Consider the following 23,037-nt stretch of genomic DNA (forward strand, 5'->3'; position numbering starts at 1 on the left):
CGGGCGCACACCTCTCCACCGGCCCCGCCCCACCCCGCCCAAGACGGACCAAGGGCACCCGGCCGGGTGCCCTTGAAGCCCTCAGGCCGACGTCACATCGTGGCGCCCGCCATCGCACGGCAGGTCTGGGCGCAGCGGCGGCAGGCCTCTGCGCAGGCCGTCATCTGGGGGTCGTCGGGCATCGACATGCAGGCCTCGGCGCACATGTCGCAGGCCTTGGCGCACAGGGCGCACATGTCGGCATGCATCGGGGAGCGGCGCATCATCATGTCCGAGCAGATGCGGGTCGTCTCGGAACAGTCGATGAGGGCCCGCATGATCTGCATCTGGGCCTGTCCGCCCTTCTGCATACAGGAGCTCATCGTCTCCTCACATGCACTGTGACAGGACATGCACGCCTCGATGCACTCCTGCATCTCCTTGCTCAGCTGGGTCGTGGTGGGCTGCTGCATGGTTCCTCCTCCGGTGGCGGGAACCGCGGGGTCGGCACCCGCACTTCCGTCCTACGCCTGCCCGGGCGGGTTCGCCACGGGGCGGACCGGAGGAAAAAATCCTTCGTCGCGCGTCGCCCTCCGCCCGAAGACCGGGCGGAGGGCGACGGGACACCACGGACCGAGCGTGCGTTACGGCAGGTTCCGCGCCATCACGATGCGCTGGACCTGGTTCGTGCCTTCACAAATCTGCGTGCCTTATAGGCCATACGGCTCTGACCTGCACGGACACCCACCTTGGCAAAGCCCTCCCCAGCATTTCCCCATGATCGTCAGGAGTCTGCCCAGGCCGGCGCGGTACCGGCGGCAGCCTCTCAGACCGGTCGGAGGAGCGGCAGGCTCCGGGGAGGTTACGCGGTTTCCCGTTCCGTCAACCGTGATCGCTTGACCCGCGCGCCCTGGCCTCGGGAGCATCAACCCAGATGCGGGGTACTGGCAGCACGGGAGAGGGGAACCCAGACCATGAAGGTCACCAAGCTGGTCAGCACGTGCGACATCAAGGACTGCCCGACGATCTACGCGACGGATCGCTGCACGCTCTTGGTTCAGGGGGAGACTCCGACCGACCACGGGCTTCAGATTCCCGCTCACGAAACCCTGGTCGAGATCCCGATGGAACTGATCCAGAAGGCCATCCGTGACAACCTCATCTAGGACCCTCGGCGACCTCTTCGACACGTTCCAGCGTGAGGCGTTCCGGCTCGAAACCCTCGACGACTACAGCAAGTCGGGGAACGTCGACGCCTATCACGCGTTCCTGGCCGGGGAGCCACAGCCGGACGACTACAACGCGGGCTGGGTCGAAGAACTCCGCTCACACACGGGAAAAGGGAAACGAGTCTACCGGGTTCACATTCTGCGCCGCCCGCTCACGGACTATCTTAGGTTCGAACTCGGGTGGGGATACCCGAAGAACATGTCCGGGGGTGAGGAGTTCTTAATTCTGGACATCACCGACAGGCCGAACCCCCTGCAGAACGCGCCTGACTTCTGGCTCTTCGACTCAGAGTCCGTGGCCGTGATGAACTACGACGGCGCCGGGAAGTACCTGGGCTCGGAAGTCCTGTCATCGGAACGAACGGCGGAATTCGCCGGGCACCGTGACGCGGCACTCACCCACGCGGAACCGTTCACGGAATGGTGGGCCAAGTACGGGGCGTGAACAGAGCACAGCTTGGGGCCGCGCTGCGGGCCCTGCGAGTAACTTCCGGAAAGGAGGCCAAAGCGGTGGCCCGCAGCGCCCTCATGTCTCCGTCCAAACTGTCCAAGATTGAAAACGCGAAGCTCGCGGCCAGCGCGACGGACGTAGAGCGCATCCTGACCGCCATCGGTGTCTCGGATGAGGTCAAGGCGGAGTACACCGAGGCTGCGCGGGCATCGGCAACGGAGGCAACGGCATGGCGCCTGTTGAAGCGCATCGGAGTCCACAAGGGTCAGCAATCCGCCAAGGCCCTTGAAGCCCAGATGTCCACGCTTCGGCTGTTCCAACCGGCCCTGGTGCCGGGCTTGCTCCAGACGCCGGAGTACATCCGTGCCGTTCTCCAACGGCACAATCTGAGCGAGGACTCTCTCTCCCGGACGATCAACGGCAGGCTTGAACGTCAAGCGGTCCTCTACGACAGCGCCAAGTCGCTGCGCTTCATAATCACAGAGCCTGTCCTGCGGTGGCGCATTGTCCCGCCACAGATGATGGCGGCACAGCTCGACCGAATCTTTTCCATTTCTCGCCTGCCTCATGTGGACATCCGCATAGTCCCGTTGAGGATTCAGCAGCGCGACATTGCGAATCATGCGTTCGTCATCCGCGACGACCGAATGGTCACGGTTGAGACCGTCCACGCTGAGGTAGTCGTAACAGATCCACGGGACATTGGTCTCTACGTCGAGAAGTTCGAGGGATTCGAACGAGTGGCATTGTCTGGTGACCAAATGCGGGGCCTGGTCGAAGGTATCCGCGACGACTTTTTGCGGGAACAGGAAACAGGCTAGAGCCGCATCCGTGGCCCGTCGAAGATGGCGCCATGGAGAGCGAAGAGAGAACTTCCGATCCTGGAACCCACACGACAGCACGGACGTGCCTGCCGGAGCCACCTCGCGAGCCGTCACCCAAACCCGGTTGCGCTGACTGCCTGTCCATATCGGTAGCCCGCGAGAACGCCCGCTCCACGTTCGACTACAGCGCCGTATCCGACGCCAACGTACGGATGCGCCAGCACCACGCAGAGGCGCACGCGTCATGAGCAAGGGAACGGGCTCAAGGCTCTTCGCCGACCGCCCACTGATGACCATGCGGGTCTCTCGCGACTCAGGGCAGACCTGGGGGCCGGAGCAAGCCGTTGCCACGACGGACGATCTTCCGCCGCTGCTCACAAGCGCTTGGCCGCCATGCGAGTGCTGGCGCTGCACGGAACGCGGCCAAGGTTCCAGGCGCTGAAGTCTCTCCCTCCCCTCCATGAACTCCCGCCCGACATGGGCGGCGGCGGTCACCCATGGCCGCGATCAGTTGAGCAGGAAGCAGCGATGCAGAACGGAACCGACCTGTACGCGCTCGACGTCGACGGGGCCTCCTTCGTGAAGGCGTGCGGCGGCCCTTGCACTGAGGGATGCGTGACCCTGGCCCGCATCGGTGACGACGCGTGGGCCCTGGGTGACAGCAAGCGGCCGGACGCGCAGCCGCTTCGGTTCACCACGGCGGAGCTGGACGCGGCCGGTATCGACCCGGCGCGCTTCGGCCTGTCCGTCTGACCCTCCCTCCCCCCTCAGGCCGGTCCCGGTTCCCCGTGGAACCGGGACCGGCCACCTTCGACCCTTCACAACCGAACAGGAACGACTGGTGCACCATCACGGCTATCTGTGGGTTGGGCCAAAAGAGCGTTTCGATCAGGAGGCTTTACGGCGGCCTCCGCATCCTGATCCGCCTCCGGCCGGAAGCAGGCCCGAACTGATCCAGCGGTACCGCGAGGTGGCGGCGGAGTTCCCCACTGTTGATCTGCCGCCCCTGGAAACCGCGTACTGGCTCATCAAGCCGCGTTCGTTGGTTCGTGGCACGTGGGATGAGGCAAAGCAAGCGGCGGCCTGGCTCGGGGAACAGTTGGCCGAGCATGCGCACCGGTTCGCCTCCGAGAGGAACCGTGACACCACCCGTCTGACCATGCTCGTCAACTCCGCTGCTGAGCGGCTGGACTCGGGGGACGATGTGTCGCTCGGCTTCTACCTTGAACGCCCCTCGTATCTCTCCCTGGCTTTGGTGGCGTGTTCGCCGAACCGCTCGATGCCGGAACTGGCCTGCCCTGTCCGGTAGTCGAAGCAACAAGCCCCGACTATTTCGCCGGGGCTTTATTTGGTTCGTTAGAGCAGTGCGCGGAAGGGGTTGGCGTCTCCGAACGGTTCCGACCGCTTCGGTTCGGACGCGGGCTCCGGGGGCTGCGTGGGTTCCGGGCGGTAAGCGTCCAGGCGGACAACCGTTGGGCGGTTCTGCTCACGCTCCGCGCTGGCCGGCTGCGGCACAGAGTCAAAAGAAGGGAGAGAAGCTCGCCGTAATGGTCGGGTTCCTCCGCGCCGGGACGCTCCTGCATGAGGGACTCCGGGTCTCGACGGCTCAACTCCGGATCGAAACTGGGCAATGCCGCCACGATGGGAACCCAACTCAAAGAAACCATCCCGGTATGCGCCGCCGCTATTCTCTCAAACTCCGCCTCTTCCCGCTCCGGCCAGAGCCCCGGCCACTCCTTCCAGCCTCACCTCCGACCGCTTCCAGAAGTGCATCCGCCTGGCACTCCAGCTTCTCCCTGGCACCCTCGCCATACGGCGGAATGGTCTTGGTCACGTGATCCTCTCGGCAAACAAAAAGGCCCCCGCGTTTGGCCTTTCCGGAACGGAATCTGTTCGGCCTTCCAGTTCCCGTACACCCACGACCGGGGCTTGTCCAGGTAACCGGCCACGTCGTCAACGGTCATCAACTTGGCAAGCGCCATTCGTCCTCCAAGAAACAAGAAAGCCCCCGAAGACCCTCGGGGGCTCAATGCATATGAAGTTCCAGGGAATTCAGCCGCTTTGGCTACCCGCTTCGGCCATTTCCTCAAGTACCGCTTTTGACTTGCCCGTCAACTCCCCTCCCGCCTTACCGGCAACTGTGGTCAGGAAGCCATCCCTTCTGGCCCGCTTCAGGTGGTCCTTCACCGTCTCAGGCCGACGACCGATGAGCCGGGATAGCCACGGCACAGGCGCAGGAGCCCCGAAATCAGCCATGGCGGTGTACGTGGCTGCAAGCAAGGTCAAGTACCGCTCTGAGACCCCTTCGCCCTCCAGAGCGAGCCCTGCCGCCTCCCCCATCCCATTCAGCCTCCCTGCCACCTCGTCCAACGTTCGCTGGGCTTCGGGCGCCTGCTTGGCCAAGTTCAGGGCTGCGGCCACGTCGAGCCTGCGCAGGACAGTGGTCGAGATACCCCGCGCCACTTCACGAGCAGGGGCATCCTCGGCCGCCTCGATGGTGATCCGCTGCGGCCCCCCGTTGATCGGCCCTACGGGCCACCACATTCGGACCACCCACGCGCCTTGCTGCTGAGTGATCTCGAACCCGCTGTCATCCGCTTCCATGTCCCTCAATGTAGCACACCCAGGGTGACCCACCCTGTGTTGACAACCCAGGGTGACCCATGAGCAAACTTGAGAAGCCGGGGAGCGACCGGCGCGACAGCGGGACAGTCCCGCACGTCGGCAGCAGCAGGAGGGGGCCGCCTCAGTGGCGAGAGCATGGGTTGCACGGTCCAAGGACGACCCGAAGAAGTGGACGACGTTCTGGTACGACCCGGACGGCAAGCAGCGACAGAAGACGTTCGAGACCAAGAAGCGGGCCGACGACCAGCGCAAGCGCAAAGAACAGGAGCTTGACGCCGGGACCTACCTGGACGACCGGCTGGGCAAGCAGCCCGTGACGTCCGTGTGGGAGCAGTGGACGAATCAAAGGAAGCTGGAGAACAGCACCAAGAAGCAGTACCGGTCGATCCAGAGGACGACCCTTGAGCCGTTCTTCAAGGCCCGTTCCATCGTGTCCTTGAAGGTCGCTGACGTTGAGCAGTGGCTCCTGTGGATGGAGCAGGATCGGAAGCTCTCGGCCCGCACTCGGCGTCAGCGGTTCTCGTTCTTCTCCGGGATGATGGACTGGGCCGTCGTCAACGAGATTATCGGCCGGAACCCGTGCAAGAAAGTCAAGGGTGCCGGGAGCCGGGCCAAAGAGATCAGGGAGCACAAGAGCACCGCGCGGCGACTCGCGACGCGGGAAGTCCTGGCGATGCTGGATGCCGCTCCTCCGCGATACCGCGCAATGCTGTGGCTCATGGCCGGGTGCGGTCTGCGGCTGGGTGAGGCCATGGCGGTATCCCGCGATCAGATCGACTTCAAGGCCGAGACGCTTCGCGTCGACTTCCAGATTGCGGAGGACGGAGACACCGAGTCGGGGAAGAACAGCGCCATCCAGCGTCGGCACATCAAGGCTCGTGACGAAGGGGAGCCAGGGCGAACCGTCCCCCTCCCGCCGAACGTCGCCTTCGAGCTTCGGCGACACATCAAGAACCACGGGGTATGGGGGCCGGAACGACTCCTCTTCCCCAACGTGACGCGGACCGGGTACCTCTACGCGTCGTACTTCTACCCGAAGATCTGGATGGAGGCTCTGGGCAAGGGCCAGGTGAAGTACTGCAAGGCTCACTCTCTCCGGCACTACTACGGGTCGCGGCTGTTGTACGCCGGAGTCCCCGAGAACGACGTGGCCGACTGGATGGGCCACAGCAGCACGGATGTACTGAGGGAGCACTACCACTACATCTTCGAAGGGGCTGAGCAGCGCGGCAGGGCCGCCATCGCGACGATGCTGACGCCCGGCGCGGACGACCCCACGGAGGCGTCAGAGGTCGCCTGATCGACGTACGGCAACAGCCCCCGGCATCACGCCGGGGGCTGTGTTGTTTGTGCAGGTCAGCGGCCGTTTCCAGTCCGGCATCCGCCCAGGATTCCCCCAGCATGACGCCCTGGAACGGTCCTGATCGGGCAGCAACGGACAGAAAGCCAAAGCAGTCCTCTCGAACCCTCGAAACAGCCTCTGACCTGCAAAAACACTGCTAGGGAAGGTTCCTTGCCATCACGATGCGCTGAACCTGGTTCGTGCCTTCATAAATCTGCGTGATCTTCGCATCGCGCATCATGCGCTCCACGGGGTAGTCCCGCGTGTAGCCGTACCCGCCCAGCAGCTGCACCGCGTCCGTCGTGACCTCCATCGCCACGTCCGACGCGAAGCACTTCGCCGCCGCGCCCTGGAAGGTGAGGTCGGCGTCGCCGCGCTCGGACTTGGCCGCCGCCTGGTACGTCAGGGCGCGGGCGGCCTCGATCTTCATGGCCATGTCCGCGAGCATGAACTGGATGCCCTGGAAGTCGGCGATGGGCTTGCCGAACTGCTTGCGCTCCTGGACGTAGCCCTTGGCGTAGTCGAGAGCACCCTGGGCGATGCCCAGAGCCTGCGCGGCGATCGTGATGCGGGTGTGGTCCAGGGTCTTCATCGCCGTGGCGAAACCGGTGCCCTCCTCGCCGATCATGCGGTCCGCCGGGATGCGGACGTTGTCCAGGTAGACCTCGCGGGTCGGGCTGCCCTTGATGCCGAGCTTCTTCTCCGGGGCGCCGAAGGAGACCCCGGGATCCGACTTCTCGACCACGAAGGCCGAGATGCCCTTGCTGCGCTTGGTGGGGTCGGTCACGGCCATCACCGTGTAGTACTCCGACACCCCCGCGTTCGTGATCCAGCGCTTCACGCCGTTCAGCACGTAGTGGTCGCCGTCGCGGACCGCCTTCGTCTTCATGCCGGCCGCGTCCGAGCCCGCGTCCGGCTCGGAGAGGCAGTACGAGAACATCCCGTCGCCCTTGGCGAGGGGGGTCATGTACTTCTTCTTCAGGTCCTCGGAGCCGGAGAGGATCACCGGCAACGAACCCAGCTTGTTCACGGCCGGGATCAGGGAAGAGGACGCGCAGACCCGCGCCACCTCCTCGATCACGATCACCGTGGCCAGCGCGTCCGCGCCCGCGCCGCCGTACTCCTCGGGTACGTGCACGGCGTGCAGGTCGCCTGCGACCAGGGCCTCCAGCGCCTCCTGCGGGAAGCGGGACTCCTCGTCCACCACGGCGGCGTACGGCGCGATCTTCGCCTCGGCCATGGAGCGGACGGCGTCGCGGAGCATGTCGTGCTCCTCGGACGGGCGGTACAGGTCGAAGTCAGCCGATCCGGCCAAGGTGACTCACGCTCCAAAGACGCTGTGATGCTGGCGCTAATTACCGTTAAGTAACCCAAATTTTAGGGGCCTGCTCACGGGAGGGATACGTGAGCTTGGCGACAGGGCAAAAGACAGCAGGAAAGTTGCCCGTCGGGGGCCCTTCCCATGCCCCGACTATGCTCTTCCCGCGCACCCGACACACCCCCGGCCGTCCCCCTGGAGCACCGCATGAGCCTCAAGATCACCGTGATCGGCACCGGCTACCTCGGCGCCACGCACGCCGCCGCCATGGCCGAGCTCGGGTTCGAGGTGCTGGGGCTGGACGTCGTACCGGAGAAGATCGAGATGCTGCAGCGGGGCGAGGTCCCGATGTACGAGCCGGGGCTCGAGGAACTGCTGCGCAAGCACGTCGCCGGTATCGAGGGGTCGAGCGGGCGGCTGCGGTTCACCATGGACTTCGCCGAGGTGGCGGCGTTCGGTGACATCCACTTCGTCTGCGTGAACACCCCGCAGCGGCACGGCGAGTACGCCTGCGACATGTCGTACGTCGACGCCGCCATCGCCTCGCTCGCGCCCCATCTCACGGGTCCCGCCCTGGTCGTCGGCAAGTCCACCGTCCCCGTCGGCTCCGCCGACCGGCTGGCCCGCTATCTCGCCGAGAACTCCCCGGTCGGCGAGGACGCCGAGCTGGCCTGGAACCCGGAGTTCCTGCGTGAGGGCTTCGCCGTCCAGGACACGCTGCGCCCGGACCGGATCGTGGTGGGCGTGCGCAGCGAGCGGGCGGAGAAGCTGCTGCGCGAGGTGTACGCGACGCCGGTCTCCGCGGGCACGCCCTTCGTGGTCACCGACTTCCCGACCGCCGAGCTGGTGAAGACGTCCGCGAACTCCTTCCTCGCCACCAAGATCTCCTTCATCAACGCGATGGCGGAGGTGTGCGAGGCCGCGGACGGGGATGTGGCCAAGCTGGCCGAAGCCATCGGGTACGACGACCGGATCGGGAAGAAGTTCCTGCGGGCCGGGATCGGGTTCGGGGGCGGCTGCCTGCCGAAGGACATCCGCGCCTTCATGGCCCGCGCCGGTGAGCTGGGTGCCGATCAGGCGCTGACCTTCCTGCGTGAGATCGACTCGATCAACATGCGCCAGCGCGGGCAGATGGTGGAGCTGGCCCGGGAGGTGCTGGGCGGCGGTTCCTTCCTGGGCAAGCGGGTCGCCGTGCTCGGCGCCACCTTCAAGCCCGACTCGGACGACGTCCGCGACTCGCCCGCGCTGAACGTCGCCGGGCAGATCCACCTCCAGGGCGGCCAGGTGACGGTGTACGACCCGAAGGGCATGGGCAACGCCCGCCGGCTCTTCCCGACCCTCGGGTACGCCGACTCCGCGGTCGAGGCCGTCCGGGGCGCCGACGTCGTGCTCCATCTCACCGAGTGGCGCGAGTTCCGCGAGCTGGACCCGGCGGTGCTCGGCGAGGTCGCGGCGGACCGGGTGATCCTGGACGGGCGCAACGCCCTCGACCCGGAGCTGTGGCGGCGGGCCGGGTGGCGGTACCGGGCGATGGGGCGGCCGACGGCCTGAAGGATTCCCGTCGCCCTTTTGGCCGCGCGCGGTCGAAGAGCCGCCGGGCCGAGTTCCGTGAATTCCCGACGGGTTTGACGGAGCTCCGGGAATTCCCGCAGGTTCGGTGGAGGCCCGGCAGCACGGACTACCTCACCGACAACTGCTGACGCGATCCACGACACAGGGACGCCGCTCCGGCCGGGGCTCAGCCGGCCGGAGCGGCGCGCTCCCCATTCTCCACACCTTCGCCACGCTTCGGGAACCGCATTCCAAGGAGTCCGGGATGACGACCGTCACCCTGCGCACCGTCCCTCCCCCTCCGGAGTCGCGCGCCGGCACCGGCCGACTGCTGCCCCTGCCCGGCCGGTACACGGTCGCCCCCGGCCGCTCGCTCGTCGAACTCACCGCCTGGTAAGGCCCGTTGCCGACCCGGCGCCGCCGCGTCCGGCTCGCCGGGGCGTCCCTCGTCGTGTCCGACCCCCGGTCCGACATCGATACGGGGACCCTTCTCACCGAAGCCGAACACCCCCTCTTCCGCTTCGAGTTCGACGACCCCCATCTCAAGGCCGCGCTCGCCTCGGAGCGGATCGGCGAGTCCCACGGCCGTCTCCAGCTCGCCGGCGACCTCGATCTGAACGGCGTCGCCTTCCCCGTCCTGCTGCGGCTGCGCGTGGTCGAGCGGGCCGACGACCGGCTGCTCGTCGTGGGCACCGCCCGGCTGCCGTACCGGCTACTGTGCCGCGCCACCGGGTTCGCTGCCGGTCGGGTCCCGGGCGGCGGCGTCCCGCGGGGAGGAGGCGGAGGTGGAGGCGTAGGTCAGTCCTTGGCCCGGTAGCGGCGCATCTTCGCGCGGGCGCCGCACACCTGCATCGAGCACCAGCGGCCGCGGCCGGCCGGGCTGCGGTCGTAGTACGCCCAGTGGCAGTCGACGGCCTCGCAGGCCTTCAGCCGGATCCAGGTGCCCTCGACGAGGGCCTGGGCGACGGCTGCCGCGACCCGGGAGAGCAGCGGGCCCTCGTCCGCCGGGGCGAGGGCGGCCGAGCCGTCGCCCGGGTCGACCGTCACCACCAGGGGTGCCCGCGCGAGCAGCTCGCCCAGCGGGGTCACCGTGCGGTGCGCCGGGTGGCCCGCGTGGGCGAGCAGGGCCGCGCGCAGGGACTCGCGCAGCTCACGGGCCTGCTCCAGCTCGTCCTGTGCGATGCCGAACCGCGCCCGGCCCTCCACCCCGTCCAGCGAGTCGGCGCCCGACTCGATGTCCAGCGTGTTCACCAGGGACTGGACCAGGGCCAGGCCGCCGGGCGCGGGCGATCTCTCACTCATGCCTGCGACGTTACTGCCAAAAGGGGTGCATGCAGTAACCGTTACTGGTTACTCTGCTCTAGAGGTAACCGAAGGCAGGTAACTCCGATTTCGAGGAGGAAGTCATGGCTCTCGCCAAGCTGGGTGCCGTCGTCCTGGACTGTCCCGACCCGCGCACCCTCGCCGGTTTCTACGCCGACGTGCTCGGCGGCACCGTGGTGGACGAGGGAGAGTGGGTGGACCTGAAGCTGTCCGACGGCCAGACGCTGGCCTTCCAGGCCGCCCCGGGGTACGTACCGCCGAAGTGGCCCGCGGCCGACCAGTCGCAGCAGTTCCATCTGGACCTGACCGTCGAGGACCTGGACGCCGCCGAGGCCGAGGTGCTGAGGCTCGGCGCGAAGCCGCTGGAGGTGGAGGACCGTTCGCGGAGCTTCCGGGTTTACGCGGACCCGGCAGGGCACCCGTTCTGTCTCTGCGCCGGCTGATCGCCGACCGGGTCGAGCCGGGAGGATTCTCATGGCACCCGTGGCACGCTTCCGTTCCGTGGTCGTCGACTGCCCCGACCCGCACGCGCTCGCCGCGTTCTACGCCCAGGTGGGCGGCGGCACGCCGGAGGCAGAGGACGACGACTGGGTCGTACTCCGGATTCCCGACGGGCCGCGGCTCGCCTTCCAGCGGGCCTCCGGGTTCACCCCGCCACAGTGGCCGCGCGCGGACCGCAACTCGCAGCAGTTCCACCTCGACTTCGACGGCGGGTCCACCTGGGAGGAGATCGACACGGCCGAGGAGAAGGTGCTGGCCCTGGGGGCACGCGTCCTGGACCGGGAGGACTTCGAGAAGAAGGACTTCCGGGTGTACGCCGATCCGGCGGGCCACCCCTTCTGCCTCTGCCGGATCGACCCGTTGTAGATCCTCTATCCGTCCAGGTCGGCGATCTTCGCCGTCGACGGCTCCCGGCGCTGCTGGGCCGCGCGGGCGGTGAAGTCGGCGCCGCGCAGGACGCGCTGGAGGTTGCCCCAGGCCAGCAGGGCGATGTCTTCCTCGGGCCAGGCGCGGCGCAGGAGTTCGGCGATGAGGTGCGGGTAGCAGGAGGCGTCGCCGAGCTCCTGCGGGTGGGCGGTGCCGGCGTCGTAGGTGCCGGACAGGCCCACGCACTCCGCGCCCGCGACCTCGCGCACATGGTCGAGGTGGTCGGCGACGTCCCGGACGGTCGGGCCGGTCTGCTCGGCGGTCAGCGGCACCATGCACAGCCCCTTGGCCTCGCCCAGTTCCGCAAGGAGGTCGTCGGGGAGGTTGGCCGGGTGCGGGCGCAGGGCACGGGCGGCGGAACGGGTGCACAGGACCGGCGCCTTGGAGACCGCGAGGACGCGTCGGACGGTGTCGGCGGAGGCACCGGAGAGATCGGCGAGGACGCCGAGGCGGTTCATCTCTCGCAGCACCTCCTCGCCGAACCGGGTCAGTCCGGCCTCGCTCGCCCAGGACGCGCCGGTCAGGGTGAGGGCGCGCAGGCCCAGGGCGTGCAGGGAGCGCAGGATGCCGAGGGAGTCGCCGAGTGCGGCGGCTCCGGCGGGGCCGAGCAGCACGGAGACGCGGCCGCAGTTGCGCACGTCGGTGGTCTGGCCGGCGGTGTAGGCGAGGCGCAGGCCCTCGGGGTGGTTGCGCACGACCGTCTTGACCAGGTCGAGCTGTTCCAGGGTGGCACCGACGGCCCGGTCGCCGTCGAGGCCCCCGGGCAGGTGCAGCGACCACATCAGCGCACCGACATGGCCCTCGCGCAGCCGCGGCACATCCGTGTCGACGGCGGTCTCGCCGAGTTCCAGGTCGTACCAGGGCAGGTGGCGCAGCGCCCAGGGGAGCCCGCTGTAGCCGTCGGCGACGGGGTACGCGTCGAGGATCGCGCGGGCCCGCTCCAGCGGTGAGGTGCCGGGGTCGGCGACGGGGGTGTACGGCTCCGCCGGGACGGGCTCCGGGAGCGGCTCGGGCAGGTCGTCGAACTCGCCGACCTCTTTGGTGGTGTGCAGTTCGTCCTGGAGGTCTGCCATGGCCGGCTCCGTCCTGATCGCAGTACGGTCACCGTTGCACGGAGCCGGAGGGCCTTCCTGGTGGGCGGGGCGTTCGGAGTACGGGGTGCGGGCACCTTTGGCCAGGGATCTTCGTCCTTCAGTACGTGAACGTTCAAAGACCGGTCCGGGTCCTCGTCGTGGACGCCGACCCAGGTGCCCGCCCCCTGATGGCAACGCTCGGCGAACTCGGCTTCGAGGTGTACGCGGCCAGCCGCGGCCGGTTCGCGATACCCGTCGGCCGCTCCGTACGACCCGACCTGGTCGTCCTCGACATGGCCCTGCCGGACGACGACGCCGTCGAGACGTACGGCGGACTGCGCGCCGCCGGCGTCCACGCGCCCGTGCTGTTCCTGACCGCCGGCGACGACACCGTGACCGGGGCGCAGGCGCGCCGCGTGATGACCGACGCGGACGACCACGTCGCCAAGCCGTTCGAGCTCGCCGAAGTGGTCGCGCGCGTCCGTGACCTGCTGGCCCGCGACCGGGCCGACGAGAGCCGGCTGCTGCGTCACGGGGACCTCGCGGTGGACGCGGGGCGCCGCGAGGTCTGGCGGGACGGAACCCGGGTCGAGCTCTCGACCCGGGAGTTCGAACTGCTCGGCTACCTGCTGGACAACGCGGGCCAGGTCCTGACGAAGAGCCAGATCCTGGACCGGGTCTGGGGAGCGCCGTTCCGTGCCGGGACCGTCGAGACATACGTCTACTACCTGCGCCGCAAACTGAATGACGACGACCAGTCGCTGATCAGGACGGTGCGCGGTGTCGGCTACACCATGCCCCGCGGCTGACGCACGGCTCAGCGCCCCTGTGCCACCTCGATCACCTCGTCGAGCGTCTCCCTGGAGCGGACCAGGTCGGCGATCATCCGGTCGATGCGCTCGCGTTCCTCGGTGAGGTAGGCGACGAGTTTCGGCGTGGCGACGACGGAGGGACCGCCGTCGGCGTCCCGCATACAGGGCAGCAGCTGCGCGATCTTCGAGCTGTGCAGTCCGGCCGCGAACAGCTCCTGGATCCGGACGACCCGGTCGACGGCCGCCTCGGGAAAGTCGCGGTGCCCGCCGGCCGTACGCCCGGCGGCCAGCAGCCCCTGCTGCTCGTAGTAACGCAACGACCGCTCGCTCACGCCGGTACGCCGGGCCAGTTCACCGATCCGCACGGTTGCCTCCCTCGGCACTGGGACTTGCAGCGGCACTGGGACTCGTATCGGCACTCAGCCGTCGAGCGACTCGATCGTCGCGTTGGACGGCCCTCGCGCGGCCTGGAGGCCACGCGCCACGTCCTCCGCCGCGCCCAGCACCCGTACCGCGTTCTGCCAGGTCAGCTTGGCCAGGTCGGACTTCGACCAGCCGCGGTCGAGCAGTTCGGCGATCAGGTTCGGATAGCCGGAGACGTCGCTCAGGCCGTCCGGGGTGAAGGCGGTGCCGTCGTAGTCGCCGCCGATGCCCAGGTGGTCGATGCCCGCGACCTCGCGCATGTGGTCGAGGTGGTCCGCCACCGTCGAGACCGTCGCGACGGGACGCGGGTTCCGCTCCTCGAAGGCACGGTGCACCTTCATCGCCTCGGGGGTGGTGGCGAGGTGGTGGAAGCCGTGGGCGCGCATGTTCTCGTCGGCAGCCGAGGTCCAGTCGACGGCGGCCTGGAGCACGAACTTCGGCACGAACGTCACCATCGCCATGCCGCCGTTGGCGGGCAGCCGCTCCAGGACGTCGTCCGGGATGTTGCGCGGATGGTCGCACACGGCCCGCGACGAGGAGTGGGAGAAGATCACCGGCGCGGACGTGACGTCCAGCGCGTCCCGCATGGTCGTGGCGGCGACGTGCGAGAGGTCGACCAGCATGCCCTCCCGGTTCATCTCCCGCACGACCTCCCGGCCGAAGGCCGACAGCCCGTCGACACCGGGCTTGTCGGTCGCGGAGTCCGCCCACGCCACGTTGTCGTTGTGCGTGAGGGTCATGTAGCGGACCCCGAGGGCGTACAACCCCCGAAGCGTGGCGAGGGAGTTGGCAATCGAGTGGCCGCCCTCCGCACCCATCAGCGAGGCGATACGGCCTTCGGCGCGCGCCGCCTCCATGTCCGCGGCCGTCAGCGCGGGCCGCAGGTCGCCCGGGTGACGCGCCAGCAACTGCCGTACGCAGTCGATCTGTTCCAGCGTCGCCGGCACCGCGTCGGGCAGGTCCGAGCGGACGTACACCGACCAGTACTGCGCGCCCACCCCGCCCTCGCGCAGGCGGGGGATGTCGGTGTGCAGGTGGGCACCCTGGTCGGTGGCGATGTCGCGGGCGTCGAGGTCGTAGCGGACCTGTTCACGCAGCGCCCAGGGCAGGTCGTTGTGCCCGTCGACCACGGGGAACTCCCGCAGCAGCTCCCGGGCTTCCTCCAGCGAAGGGGAGGTCATGGCCGTCACTTCCCGAAACCGAAGCCGTTGCCCGCTCCCTCGACCTTGGCGCGCAGGCGCTTGCCCTTCTCGGTGGCCTGGTCGTTCAGTTCCTGCTGGAACTCCCGCATCCGGCCGAGGAGTTCCTCGTCGTGGGCGGCGAGGATGCGCGCGGCGAGCAGACCCGCGTTGCGGGCGCCGGCGACGGAGACGGTCGCGACGGGCACGCCGGCCGGCATCTGCACGATCGACAGCAGCGAGTCCATGCCGTCCAGGTACTTCAGCGGCACGGGCACGCCGATCACCGGCAGCGGGGTGACCGAGGCGAGCATGCCCGGGAGGTGGGCGGCGCCCCCGGCGCCCGCGATGATCACCTTCAGGCCGCGCTCGGCGGCCTGCTCGCCGTACGCGATCATCTCGCGCGGCATGCGGTGTGCGGAGACGACGTCGACCTCGTAGTCGATCTCGAACTCGTCGAGGGCCTGGGCCGCGGCCTCCATGACGGGCCAGTCGGAGTCCGAACCCATCACGATGCCAACAACGGGGCTCATTCGGTGATCGTGCCTCTCAGGTAGCCGGCAGCGTGACGGGCGCGCTCCAGCACGTCGTCCAGGTCGTCGCCGTAGGTGTTGACGTGGCCGACCTTGCGGCCGGGCTTCACGTCCTTGCCGTACATGTGGATCTTCAGCTGGGGGTCGCGGGCCATGCAGTGCAGGTACGCGGAGTACATGTCCGGGTAGTCGCCGCCGAGGACGTTGACCATGACCGTCCACCTGGTGCGCGGGCGCGGGTCGCCGAGGGGGAGGTCCAGCACGGCCCGTACGTGGTTGGCGAACTGGCTGGTGATCGCGCCGTCCATCGACCAGTGGCCCGAGTTGTGCGGGCGCATCGCGAGCTCGTTGACGAGGATGCGGCCGTCGCGGGTCTGGAACAGCTCGACGGCGAGGTGACCGACGACGTCCAGCTCCTTGGCGATCGACAGGGCCATCTGCTCGGCCTTCAGTGCCAGCGCCTCGTCGAGGTCGGGGGCGGGCGCGATGACGGTGTCGCAGACGCCGTTCACCTGCTGTGACTCGACGACCGGGTAGGCGACGGCCTGGCCGTGCGGCGACCGTACGACGTTCGCGGCCAGCTCCCTCACGAAGTCGACCTTCTCCTCGGCGAGGACGGGAACGCCCGCGCGGAAGGGGTCCTCGGCCTCCGCCACGGTGTCGACGACCCACACGCCCTTGCCGTCGTAGCCGCCACGGACGGTCTTGAGGACGACGGGGAAGCCGTCGCCCTCCTCCGCGAAGGCGGCCACGTCGGCCGGGTCGCTCACGATCCGGTGCCGTGGGCACGGCACCCCGATCGCGTCGAGCTTCGCCCGCATCACGCCCTTGTCCTGGGCGTGCACGAGCGCGTCGGGGCCCGGGCGGACGGGGATGCCGTCCGCCTCCAGAGCCCTGAGGTGCTCGGTGGGGACGTGTTCGTGATCGAAGGTGATCACGTCACAGCCCCGCGCGAACTCGCGCAGCGTGTCGAGGTCGCGATAGTCGCCGACGACGACATCGCTCACGACCTGCGCCGCGGAATCCTGGGGAGTGTCACTGAGGAGCTTGAACCTGATGCCGAGCGGGATGCCTGCCTCGTGTGTCATACGAGCGAGCTGACCGCCGCCGACCATGCCGACTACCGGGAACGTCACGCCCCTAGGGTATCGGCCACGCCGCAGTGGCCTGTTTCACCGTCCACGGGCAGTTCCTTTGCCCGGCTATGAGCTCGTCCACAGGCGATCACGAAGGGGGGTGGTTAGCATGGCTGGGTTGACGAATCCGACAGACGGGGGCCTGGACAGCCATGGAAAGTGGTTTCTCGGGGTCCCGTACGGCGCCCCCGGCGCCCCGCAGTGCGGCGCGACAGCGCGTCGACCGGCTTGTGCGCGAGGTCGCCAAGTTCGGTGCGGTGGGCGGGGCGGGGGTCCTGGTCAATCTCCTCGTGTTCAACCTGGTGCGGCACACCACCGACCTCCAGGTCGTGCGGGCCAGTGTCATAGCGACGGTCGTGGCGATCGTCTTCAACTACGTCGGGTTCCGCTACTTCGCCTACCGTGACCGCGACAAGACCGGCCGCACCAAGGAACTCACCTTGTTCCTGCTGTTCAGCCTGGTCGGGCTGGTCATCGAGAACGGCCTGCTCTACGTGGCGACGTACGGCTTCGACTGGGACAGCCCGCTGCAGAGCAACATCTTCAAGTTCGTCGGCATCGGCATCGCCACGCTCTTCCGCTTCTGGTCGTACCGCACCTGGGTGTTCCGCACACTTCCGGCCAAGGAAGCGCTGGCCGACGCGGAGTCGATTCTGGCCACGGCGGCGAAGAAGCCGCGCTCCAGGCAGCGCGTGCCGTAGGCCTGCCTGTCCCAGGGGTCTGCCCCGGCCGCGTGTCCTAGCGGACCGTCGGCTCCTCGTCCGGCATTGACGACTTCCGCAGCGGCGTACGCGACAGGAACAGTCCGAACACCGGCGGCTGGGTCTGGAGCATCTCCAGGCGGCCCCCGTCGGCCTCCGCGAGGTCCCGGGCGACCGCGAGGCCGATGCCCGTGGAGTTGCGGCCGCTGATCGCGCGCTCGAAGATGCGGGCGCCCAGGTCGGCGGGGACACCCGGTCCCTCGTCGGTGACCTCGATGACCGCCTGGTTGCCGGTGACCCGGGTGCGCAGCGCGACCGTGCCGCCACCGTGCATCAGGGAGTTCTCGATCAGCGCGGCCAGCACCTGTGCGACCGCCCCCGGCGTACCGACCGCCCGAAGGTGCCGCTTGCCGGAGCTGACGATGGCACGGCCGACACCGCGGTAGGCGGGCCGCCACTCGGCGAGCTGCTGCTGGATGACCTCGTCGAGGTCGAAGGTGACGGCGGAACCGGTGCGCGGGTCACGGGAGTTCGTGAGCAGCCGCTCGACCACGTCCGTGAGGCGCTCGACCTGCGTGAGCGCGATGGTGGCCTCGTCCTTCACCGTGTCCGGGTCGTCGGTGAGGGTGATCTCCTCCAGGCGCATCGACAGCGCGGTCAGCGGCGTACGCAGCTGGTGGGAGGCGTCGGCGGCCAGTCGGCGTTCCGCCGTCAGCATCCGCGCGATGCGCTCGGCGGAGGAGTCGAGGACGTCGGCGACCCGGTCCAGCTCGGGGACGCCGTACCGCTTGTGGCGGGGGCGCGGGTCGCCCGACCCGAGGCGTTCGGCGGTCTCCGCGAGGTCGGTGAGCGGCGAGGCGAGCTTGTTGGCCTGGCGGATCGCCAGCACCACCGCGGCGATCACCGCGAGCAGCGCCACGAGCCCGATGATCAGCAGCGTACGGCCGACCTCCCGGGTCACCGACGACCGCGGCTCCTGGACGACGACGGTCTCGCCCTCCTCGCCCTCGGCCTCCCCCCGGATGACGTCACCGGTGGGCTGGTTGCCGACCTCGATGACCGGCTCCCCCGGAATCCGGATCACGGCATAGCGGTCCGCCGTGATCTGGTCCTTGAGAACCTCGGCATCGACGCTCCCGGCGCCGAGCAGCCTGCTGTCCACGATGCTGGCCAGCCGGGCCGCCTCCAGCTCCACCCGTTCCTGGGCGCTGTTGCTGATGGTGCGGGTCTCGACGATGACGAGGGACACCCCGAAAACCGCGATGACCACGAGCACGACGGCGAGGGTGGACTGGATCAGACGGCGGCGCATGTCCTCTTACCTGTTCGACGCCTGCCGGGCGGGTGCGGGCTCAACTCTTCTCGAAGCGGAAGCCGACCCCGCGCACGGTGGCGATGTACCGAGGGTTGGCCGCGTCGTCGCCCAGCTTCTTGCGCAGCCAGGAGATGTGCATGTCGAGGGTCTTGGTCGACGACCACCACGTGGTGTCCCAGACCTCCCGCATCAGCTGGTCCCGCGTGACGACCCGGCCCGCGTCCCGCACCAGCACCCGCAGCAGGTCGAACTCCTTGGCGGTGAGCTGGAGTTCCTCGTCGCCCATCCACGCCCGGTGCGACTCCACGTCGATCCGCACACCGTGCGTGGCCGGCGGCTGCGCCGGCTCGGAGGCACCGCGCCGCAGCAGCGCCCGGACGCGGGCGAGCAGTTCGGCGAGCCGGAAGGGCTTGGTGACGTAGTCGTCGGCGCCGGCGTCGAGACCGACGACGGTGTCCACCTCGTCGGCGCGCGCGGTCAGGATGAGGATCGGGACGGCGAGGCCCTCGGCGCGCAGCCGGCGGGCCACCTCCAGGCCGTCCATACCGGGCAGACCGAGGTCCAGCACGACCAGGTCGATGCCGCCCTGGATGCCGGCGTCGAGCGCGGTGGGGCCGTCCTCGCGCACCTCGACCTCGTAGCCTTCCCGGCGCAGTGCGCGGGCCAGCGGCTCCGAGATGGACGCGTCGTCCTCGGCGAGCAGTACACGGGTCATGAGGTGATGGTAGACCGCCCGTGACCAGTGCTGGGGTGTGATCGGCGGTGAGTGATTCTTACCTTTGGGCGTACTGGCACGAACCTCTGTGTGTGGGGTGTGAACTGTGTAGGGACCTTCGAAAAGGTGTGTACGGTTCCCCTGTCACCTGTGATTCGGGTCTCAAGTCCTTCCATTTCAGGCAGTGTCCTGACGTATGGTGAATGGGCGCCTGCAGCACCGTGGGGACCTTTGGCGAGGATTTGACGCTGAAGGTCTCTTTTGCGTGTACCCCCACCCCATACCGGGCGCGTCCCGAGCAGCAAGGAACGACCATGGCGTCCAGCCTGACGAAGGACTCGGTGACTCCGGGCACCCCCGGTTCCGAGACCTCCTTCTTCGGCCACCCCCGCGGACTGGCCACTCTCTTCATGACCGAGATGTGGGAGCGATTCTCCTACTACGGCATGAGGGCCCTTCTCCCGCTGTACCTGGTCGCCCCGGGCGGCCTGCACCTGAACGCGGCGACGGCGACGGCGATCTACTCCGTGTACGTGTCGCTGGTGTACCTGCTCGCCATGCCGGGCGGCTGGTTCGGCGACCGCGTCTGGGGTCCGCGCAAGACCGTCGCCGTCGCCGGCGCGGTCATCATGCTCGGCCACCTCACGCTGGCCCTGCCGTCGTCCGGGACGTTCTACGCCGGCCTCGGCCTGGTCGCGATCGGCTCGGGCCTGCTGAAGGCCAACATCTCGACGATGGTCGGCCACCTGTACTCCGGCCCGGACGACCCGCGCCGTGACGGTGGCTTCACCGTCTTCTACATGGGCATCAACCTCGGTGCGTTCGCGGCGCCGCTGATCATCGGCACCATCGGCGAGAACGTCAACTGGCACCTGGGCTTCGCGCTCGCCGCGCTCGGCATGGCGCTGGGACTCGTGCAGTTCCTCATCGGCAGCCGCCACCTGGCGGAGCGCTCCAGCGTCGTCCCCACGCCGCTGTCCGCCGAGGAGAAGTCCTCGACGCTGCGCAAGGCCGCGATCTGGGCCGGCATCGCCGTCGTCTTCTACGCGATCGTCGGCTTCACCGGCCACTACACGCTGAACTGGATCCTGGTCCCGCTGACCCTGCTCGGAGTGATCATCCCGGTGATGGTCCTCACCCGCATCAAGCGCGACAGGGACCTGGACCGCACCGAGCAGAAGTCGATGTCCGCGTACATCTGGTTCTTCGTGGCCGCGGCCGTGTTCTGGATGATCTACGACCAGGGCGGCTCGACCCTGTCGATCTTCGCCGACTCCTCCGCCGAGAACACCGTCTTCGGCTGGGAGTTCCCGGTCTCCTGGTACCAGTCGGTCAACCCGGTCCTGATCATGGCGCTGGCCCCGGTCTTCGCCTGGTTCTGGCTCGCGCTGAACCGGCGCGGCAAGGAGCCGAGCACGATCGTGAAGTTCTCCTCGGGTCTGGTCCTGGTCGGCGCGTCCTTCTTCCTCTTCCTGGCCCCGCTGTCGATCGCCGAGGGCGGTCACAAGGCGGCCGCGATGTGGCTGGTGGCGATCTACTTCGTCCAGACCGTCGGCGAGCTGCTGCTCTCCCCGGTCGGCCTGTCGGTCACCACGAAGATGGCTCCCGCCAAGTACGCCTCCCAGATGATGGGCGTCTGGTTCCTCGCCGTCACCGCCGGCGACGCCACGACCGGCCTCCTCTCCATCGCCGGCGTCGACCTCAACAAGACCGGCGTCGTGGCCCTGGAGGCCACCCTCGCCGTGATCGCCGGTGCGGCGGTCTGGATGTACCGCAACAGGGTCAAGGAGCTCATGGGCAGCGTCCGCTAGAGACCTGACCGACCCGGCCTTGCCGACGGAGGGCCGCCGCACCACACGGTGCGGCGGCCCTCCGGGTTTTAGACGCATCGGTACATAAAAATGAGAACGCCAATTGCGGCGGGCGCTCAACACCGTTACCGTCTGGGAATTCGACCCAAGGCCCGCACGCCGGGTCCACCTCAGGAGATGTCATGGACATGAAATACAGGTGGCCGAGAAAGGTCCGCCAGGGCCTGTTAACCGCGGCCACGCTGACCTTCTCGCTGCTGCTCGGAACCACTTCGGCGGTCGCCGCGCCCGCAGCGGCGAGCCCCACCGTCACCGGTCCGGTGACCGGCGGAAACGGCGCCGTCGTGTTGCAGGGAACGACGTTCGGCCTCGGCAGCGTGGGATACACGCAATCCGAGTTCCTCCTGTCCGGAAACGCCGCGTCCTACGTACCGGAAGCGCCCCTCGACTCCGACGGGCGCTGGCAGGTGACCCCCGCGAGCACCGCGCCGTACACCACCCGGCTCGTCGTGAACCGGCCGGTCGATCCGGCCCGCTTCAACGGAACCGTCGTCGTGGAATGGCTGAACGTCTCCGCCGGCCTCGACGCGGCACCGGAGTGGATCTACGCCCACAACGAGCTGATCCGCGAGGGCTACGCCTGGGTCGGCGTATCCGCGCAGGCCGTCGGGGCGAACGCCACCCGGACCACGGATCCGGTGCGTTACGCGGCCCTGTCCCACCCCGGCGACAGCTACTCCTACGACATCTACTCGCAGGCCGGCCAGGCCGTACGGGACTCCGCCGCCACGGTCCTCGACGGGCTTCGCCCACGCACCGTGCTGGCCAATGGCGAGTCGCAGTCAGCGTTCCGCCTCACCACGTACATCAACGCGATCCATCCCCTGGTGTCCGTGTACGACGGTTTCCTCGTGCACAGCCGCCGGGACATCGGCGCGCCGCTGTCGCAGGCACCCCAGGCGGACGTCCCGACTCCGCCGGTCGTCCGGTTCCGCCCTGACCTGGACGCGCCGGTACTCACCGTGCAGACCGAGAACGACGTGATGACCCTCGGTTCCCTGTCGGCCCGGCAGGCCGACTCGTCCCGCCTCCGGCTCTGGGAGGCGGCCGGCACCGCGCACGCCGACGCCTACATCGGCCTCGGTGCGGGTGACGACGGCAGCGGGACCGCGGGCCTCCAGGGGCTGAACGCCATGCTGAATCCCCCGACCCGGACCGGCTGCGGCTCGCCGATCAACACCGGCCAGGCGCACTATGTCCTGGACGCCGCCGAGCACGCGTTGAACCGATGGGCCACCACCGGTGTCGCCCCGGCCAAGGCACCCCGGCTGCAGGTGGGCACCTCCGGTTCCGCACCCGTCTTCGTCCTCGATGCCCACGGCAACGTCAAGGGCGGCCTCCGCACACCGGCGGTCGACGTGCCGGTAGCCACTCTGTCCGGCCTCGGGCAGTCCGGGGCGTCGTTCTGCTTCCTGTTCGGCACGACCACCCCCTTCGGCGCCGAGAAGCTGGCGACTCTGTATCCCAGCCATGCCGCGTTCGTCGCGAAGTGGTCGGCGAGCACCGCTCAGGGTGCCGCCGCGGGATTCATCCGCCCGGCCGACGCGGCCGAGCTGGTCAGGGCAGCCGCCGACTCCGGCATCGGCGGCTGACCCCGCCCCCGCCCGCCGACCCCGATGGGCCGCACCGCATGCTCGACCGTGCGGTGCGGCCCGTTCTCTCGCGCGGAGGCGGGTGTGCGGACCGCCTCGGACAGACCCCGGGCAGACCC

General features: G+C 68.6%; 26 protein-coding genes. 15 read left to right on the forward strand and 11 right to left on the reverse strand.

Translation table 11 applies throughout. The features are described 5' to 3' along the window. Positions 1-92: 92 nt before the first annotated feature. Positions 93-452: a four-helix bundle copper-binding protein gene (locus ADK57_RS23120; RefSeq protein ID WP_053751433.1), complete on the reverse strand. Its 360-nt coding sequence runs from the start codon at positions 450-452 to the stop codon at positions 93-95. A 501-nt stretch (positions 453-953) separates the two neighbouring features. On the opposite strand from ADK57_RS23120, the gene ADK57_RS23125 reads away from it, so the two are divergent. From ADK57_RS23125 to ADK57_RS23145, 5 genes are all read left to right on the forward strand, one after another. After that, the gene (locus ADK57_RS23125) at positions 954-1,145 is read left to right on the forward strand and encodes a hypothetical protein (protein WP_053751434.1); all 192 of its coding nucleotides are present in this window, start codon (positions 954-956) and stop codon (positions 1,143-1,145) included. After that, entirely contained in the window at positions 1,129-1,653 is a 525-nt protein-coding gene (locus ADK57_RS23130) for a DUF6879 family protein (protein ID WP_053751435.1), read from the forward strand. The genes ADK57_RS23125 and ADK57_RS23130 overlap by 17 nt, the downstream gene beginning before the upstream one ends. After that, positions 1,650-2,480: a helix-turn-helix domain-containing protein gene (locus ADK57_RS23135; protein WP_063785993.1), complete on the forward strand. Its 831-nt coding sequence runs from the start codon at positions 1,650-1,652 to the stop codon at positions 2,478-2,480. Before ADK57_RS23130 ends, ADK57_RS23135 begins: the two co-directional genes overlap by 4 nt. A 531-nt stretch (positions 2,481-3,011) precedes the next feature. Continuing rightward, positions 3,012-3,236: a DUF397 domain-containing protein gene (locus tag ADK57_RS23140; RefSeq protein WP_053751436.1), complete on the forward strand. Its 225-nt coding sequence runs from the start codon at positions 3,012-3,014 to the stop codon at positions 3,234-3,236. Positions 3,237-3,324: 88 nt separating this feature from the next. Further along, positions 3,325-3,792: a hypothetical protein gene (locus ADK57_RS23145; RefSeq protein WP_053751437.1), complete on the forward strand. Its 468-nt coding sequence runs from the start codon at positions 3,325-3,327 to the stop codon at positions 3,790-3,792. A 743-nt stretch (positions 3,793-4,535) separates the two neighbouring features. Here ADK57_RS23145 and ADK57_RS23150 read toward each other — a convergent pair. Then, positions 4,536-5,087 carry a hypothetical protein gene (locus tag ADK57_RS23150; RefSeq protein WP_053751438.1) on the reverse strand — a complete coding sequence of 184 codons (552 nt, stop codon included), beginning with the start codon at positions 5,085-5,087 and terminating at the stop codon, positions 4,536-4,538. Positions 5,088-5,232: 145 nt separating this feature from the next. On the opposite strand from ADK57_RS23150, the gene ADK57_RS23155 reads away from it, so the two are divergent. After that, complete coding sequence (locus ADK57_RS23155; protein ID WP_053751439.1) at positions 5,233-6,408, forward strand: tyrosine-type recombinase/integrase; 1,176 nt, start codon at positions 5,233-5,235, stop codon at positions 6,406-6,408. A 199-nt stretch (positions 6,409-6,607) separates the two neighbouring features. Here ADK57_RS23155 and ADK57_RS23160 read toward each other — a convergent pair whose 3' ends face one another. Continuing rightward, positions 6,608-7,765, reverse strand: a complete 1,158-nt coding sequence (locus tag ADK57_RS23160; protein WP_107091623.1) for an acyl-CoA dehydrogenase — start codon at positions 7,763-7,765, stop codon at positions 6,608-6,610. A gap of 210 nt (positions 7,766-7,975) precedes the next feature. On the opposite strand from ADK57_RS23160, the gene ADK57_RS23165 reads away from it, so the two are divergent. The 3 genes from ADK57_RS23165 to ADK57_RS23170 all read left to right on the forward strand — a co-directional run bounded on the left by ADK57_RS23165 (position 7,976) and on the right by ADK57_RS23170 (position 10,136). Continuing rightward, positions 7,976-9,319, forward strand: a complete 1,344-nt coding sequence (locus tag ADK57_RS23165) for a UDP-glucose dehydrogenase family protein (RefSeq protein WP_053751440.1) — start codon at positions 7,976-7,978, stop codon at positions 9,317-9,319. A gap of 265 nt (positions 9,320-9,584) precedes the next feature. Then, a complete protein-coding gene (locus ADK57_RS52030) occupies positions 9,585-9,716 on the forward strand; it encodes a hypothetical protein (protein WP_267890778.1) in 132 nt (43 codons plus the stop codon). Between the two features lie 6 nt (positions 9,717-9,722). Continuing rightward, entirely contained in the window at positions 9,723-10,136 is a 414-nt protein-coding gene (locus tag ADK57_RS23170; RefSeq protein WP_063785991.1) for a hypothetical protein, read from the forward strand. On the opposite strand, the gene ADK57_RS23175 is transcribed toward ADK57_RS23170, so the two are convergent. Then, a complete protein-coding gene (locus ADK57_RS23175) occupies positions 10,118-10,621 on the reverse strand; it encodes a CGNR zinc finger domain-containing protein (RefSeq protein WP_053751441.1) in 504 nt (167 codons plus the stop codon). The two genes, ADK57_RS23170 and ADK57_RS23175, sit on opposite strands and share 19 nt — an antisense overlap. 104 nt (positions 10,622-10,725) lie before the next feature. On the opposite strand from ADK57_RS23175, the gene ADK57_RS23180 reads away from it, so the two are divergent. Together ADK57_RS23180 and ADK57_RS23185 are read left to right on the forward strand one after the other, a co-directional pair. Next, on the forward strand, positions 10,726-11,085 hold the full coding sequence (locus ADK57_RS23180; protein ID WP_053751442.1) for a VOC family protein: 360 nt from the start codon (positions 10,726-10,728) through the stop codon (positions 11,083-11,085). 31 nt (positions 11,086-11,116) lie between these two features. Continuing rightward, entirely contained in the window at positions 11,117-11,509 is a 393-nt protein-coding gene (locus tag ADK57_RS23185; protein ID WP_053751443.1) for a VOC family protein, read from the forward strand. Positions 11,510-11,514: 5 nt separating this feature from the next. Here the strand turns inward: ADK57_RS23185 and ADK57_RS23190 are convergent, their stop codons facing one another. After that, entirely contained in the window at positions 11,515-12,642 is a 1,128-nt protein-coding gene (locus ADK57_RS23190; protein ID WP_053751444.1) for a dipeptidase, read from the reverse strand. 158 nt (positions 12,643-12,800) lie between these two features. Between ADK57_RS23190 and ADK57_RS23195 the strand changes: the two genes are divergently transcribed. Then, positions 12,801-13,451, forward strand: coding sequence for a response regulator transcription factor (locus tag ADK57_RS23195; RefSeq protein ID WP_267890779.1), 651 nt, complete (start codon positions 12,801-12,803; stop codon positions 13,449-13,451). Between the two features lie 8 nt (positions 13,452-13,459). Here the strand turns inward: ADK57_RS23195 and ADK57_RS23200 are convergent, their stop codons facing one another. From ADK57_RS23200 to ADK57_RS23215, 4 genes are read right to left on the reverse strand one after another with little or no spacing between them, the layout of a single operon-like run. Then, complete coding sequence (locus ADK57_RS23200; protein WP_053751446.1) at positions 13,460-13,819, reverse strand: MerR family transcriptional regulator; 360 nt, start codon at positions 13,817-13,819, stop codon at positions 13,460-13,462. A 54-nt stretch (positions 13,820-13,873) separates the two neighbouring features. Then, positions 13,874-15,058, reverse strand: a complete 1,185-nt coding sequence (locus tag ADK57_RS23205) for a dipeptidase (protein ID WP_053751500.1) — start codon at positions 15,056-15,058, stop codon at positions 13,874-13,876. Between the two features lie 5 nt (positions 15,059-15,063). Then, entirely contained in the window at positions 15,064-15,588 is a 525-nt protein-coding gene (gene purE / locus ADK57_RS23210; protein WP_078973292.1) for a 5-(carboxyamino)imidazole ribonucleotide mutase, read from the reverse strand. Next, positions 15,585-16,724, reverse strand: coding sequence for a 5-(carboxyamino)imidazole ribonucleotide synthase (locus tag ADK57_RS23215; protein ID WP_053751448.1), 1,140 nt, complete (start codon positions 16,722-16,724; stop codon positions 15,585-15,587). The genes purE and ADK57_RS23215 overlap by 4 nt, the downstream gene beginning before the upstream one ends. 152 nt (positions 16,725-16,876) lie before the next feature. Here ADK57_RS23215 and ADK57_RS23220 point away from each other — a divergent pair, with 152 nt between their 5' ends. Then, positions 16,877-17,425 carry a GtrA family protein gene (locus ADK57_RS23220; RefSeq protein WP_053751449.1) on the forward strand — a complete coding sequence of 183 codons (549 nt, stop codon included), beginning with the start codon at positions 16,877-16,879 and terminating at the stop codon, positions 17,423-17,425. A gap of 37 nt (positions 17,426-17,462) precedes the next feature. On the opposite strand, the gene ADK57_RS23225 is transcribed toward ADK57_RS23220, so the two are convergent. Both ADK57_RS23225 and ADK57_RS23230 read right to left on the reverse strand, forming a co-directional pair. After that, the gene (locus tag ADK57_RS23225; protein WP_053751450.1) at positions 17,463-18,737 is read right to left on the reverse strand and encodes an ATP-binding protein; all 1,275 of its coding nucleotides are present in this window, start codon (positions 18,735-18,737) and stop codon (positions 17,463-17,465) included. 40 nt (positions 18,738-18,777) lie between these two features. Further along, on the reverse strand, positions 18,778-19,455 hold the full coding sequence (locus ADK57_RS23230; RefSeq protein WP_053751451.1) for a response regulator transcription factor: 678 nt from the start codon (positions 19,453-19,455) through the stop codon (positions 18,778-18,780). Positions 19,456-19,769: 314 nt separating this feature from the next. Here ADK57_RS23230 and ADK57_RS23235 point away from each other — a divergent pair, with 314 nt between their 5' ends. Then, positions 19,770-21,266, forward strand: a complete 1,497-nt coding sequence (locus ADK57_RS23235) for an oligopeptide:H+ symporter (RefSeq protein WP_053751452.1) — start codon at positions 19,770-19,772, stop codon at positions 21,264-21,266. A gap of 182 nt (positions 21,267-21,448) precedes the next feature. Next, the gene (locus tag ADK57_RS23240; protein ID WP_063785992.1) at positions 21,449-22,918 is read left to right on the forward strand and encodes an alpha/beta hydrolase domain-containing protein; all 1,470 of its coding nucleotides are present in this window, start codon (positions 21,449-21,451) and stop codon (positions 22,916-22,918) included. The last annotated feature ends 119 nt before the right edge of the window (positions 22,919-23,037 follow it).

This window comes from Streptomyces sp. MMG1533 (assembly GCF_001279775.1).
Lineage (GTDB): Bacteria > Actinomycetota > Actinomycetes > Streptomycetales > Streptomycetaceae > Streptomyces.

Excerpts from the sequence above, each read along its gene's own strand:
- ADK57_RS23120 (WP_053751433.1), bottom strand. The coding sequence starts at position 452 with ATGCAGCAGCCCACCACGACCCAGCTGAGCAAGGAGATGCAGGAGTGC.
- ADK57_RS23125 (WP_053751434.1), top strand. The coding sequence starts at position 954 with ATGAAGGTCACCAAGCTGGTCAGCACGTGCGACATCAAGGACTGCCCG.
- ADK57_RS23140 (WP_053751436.1), top strand. The coding sequence starts at position 3,012 with ATGCAGAACGGAACCGACCTGTACGCGCTCGACGTCGACGGGGCCTCC.
- ADK57_RS23150 (WP_053751438.1), bottom strand. The coding sequence starts at position 5,087 with ATGGAAGCGGATGACAGCGGGTTCGAGATCACTCAGCAGCAAGGCGCG.
- ADK57_RS23165 (WP_053751440.1), top strand. The coding sequence starts at position 7,976 with ATGAGCCTCAAGATCACCGTGATCGGCACCGGCTACCTCGGCGCCACG.
- ADK57_RS52030 (WP_267890778.1), top strand. The coding sequence starts at position 9,585 with ATGACGACCGTCACCCTGCGCACCGTCCCTCCCCCTCCGGAGTCGCGC.
- ADK57_RS23175 (WP_053751441.1), bottom strand. The coding sequence starts at position 10,621 with ATGAGTGAGAGATCGCCCGCGCCCGGCGGCCTGGCCCTGGTCCAGTCC.
- ADK57_RS23180 (WP_053751442.1), top strand. The coding sequence starts at position 10,726 with ATGGCTCTCGCCAAGCTGGGTGCCGTCGTCCTGGACTGTCCCGACCCG.
- ADK57_RS23185 (WP_053751443.1), top strand. The coding sequence starts at position 11,117 with ATGGCACCCGTGGCACGCTTCCGTTCCGTGGTCGTCGACTGCCCCGAC.
- ADK57_RS23190 (WP_053751444.1), bottom strand. The coding sequence starts at position 12,642 with ATGGCAGACCTCCAGGACGAACTGCACACCACCAAAGAGGTCGGCGAG.
- ADK57_RS23205 (WP_053751500.1), bottom strand. The coding sequence starts at position 15,058 with ATGACCTCCCCTTCGCTGGAGGAAGCCCGGGAGCTGCTGCGGGAGTTC.
- purE (WP_078973292.1), bottom strand. The coding sequence starts at position 15,588 with ATGAGCCCCGTTGTTGGCATCGTGATGGGTTCGGACTCCGACTGGCCC.
- ADK57_RS23220 (WP_053751449.1), top strand. The coding sequence starts at position 16,877 with ATGGAAAGTGGTTTCTCGGGGTCCCGTACGGCGCCCCCGGCGCCCCGC.
- ADK57_RS23225 (WP_053751450.1), bottom strand. The coding sequence starts at position 18,737 with ATGCGCCGCCGTCTGATCCAGTCCACCCTCGCCGTCGTGCTCGTGGTC.
- ADK57_RS23230 (WP_053751451.1), bottom strand. The coding sequence starts at position 19,455 with ATGACCCGTGTACTGCTCGCCGAGGACGACGCGTCCATCTCGGAGCCG.
- ADK57_RS23235 (WP_053751452.1), top strand. The coding sequence starts at position 19,770 with ATGGCGTCCAGCCTGACGAAGGACTCGGTGACTCCGGGCACCCCCGGT.
- ADK57_RS23240 (WP_063785992.1), top strand. The coding sequence starts at position 21,449 with ATGGACATGAAATACAGGTGGCCGAGAAAGGTCCGCCAGGGCCTGTTA.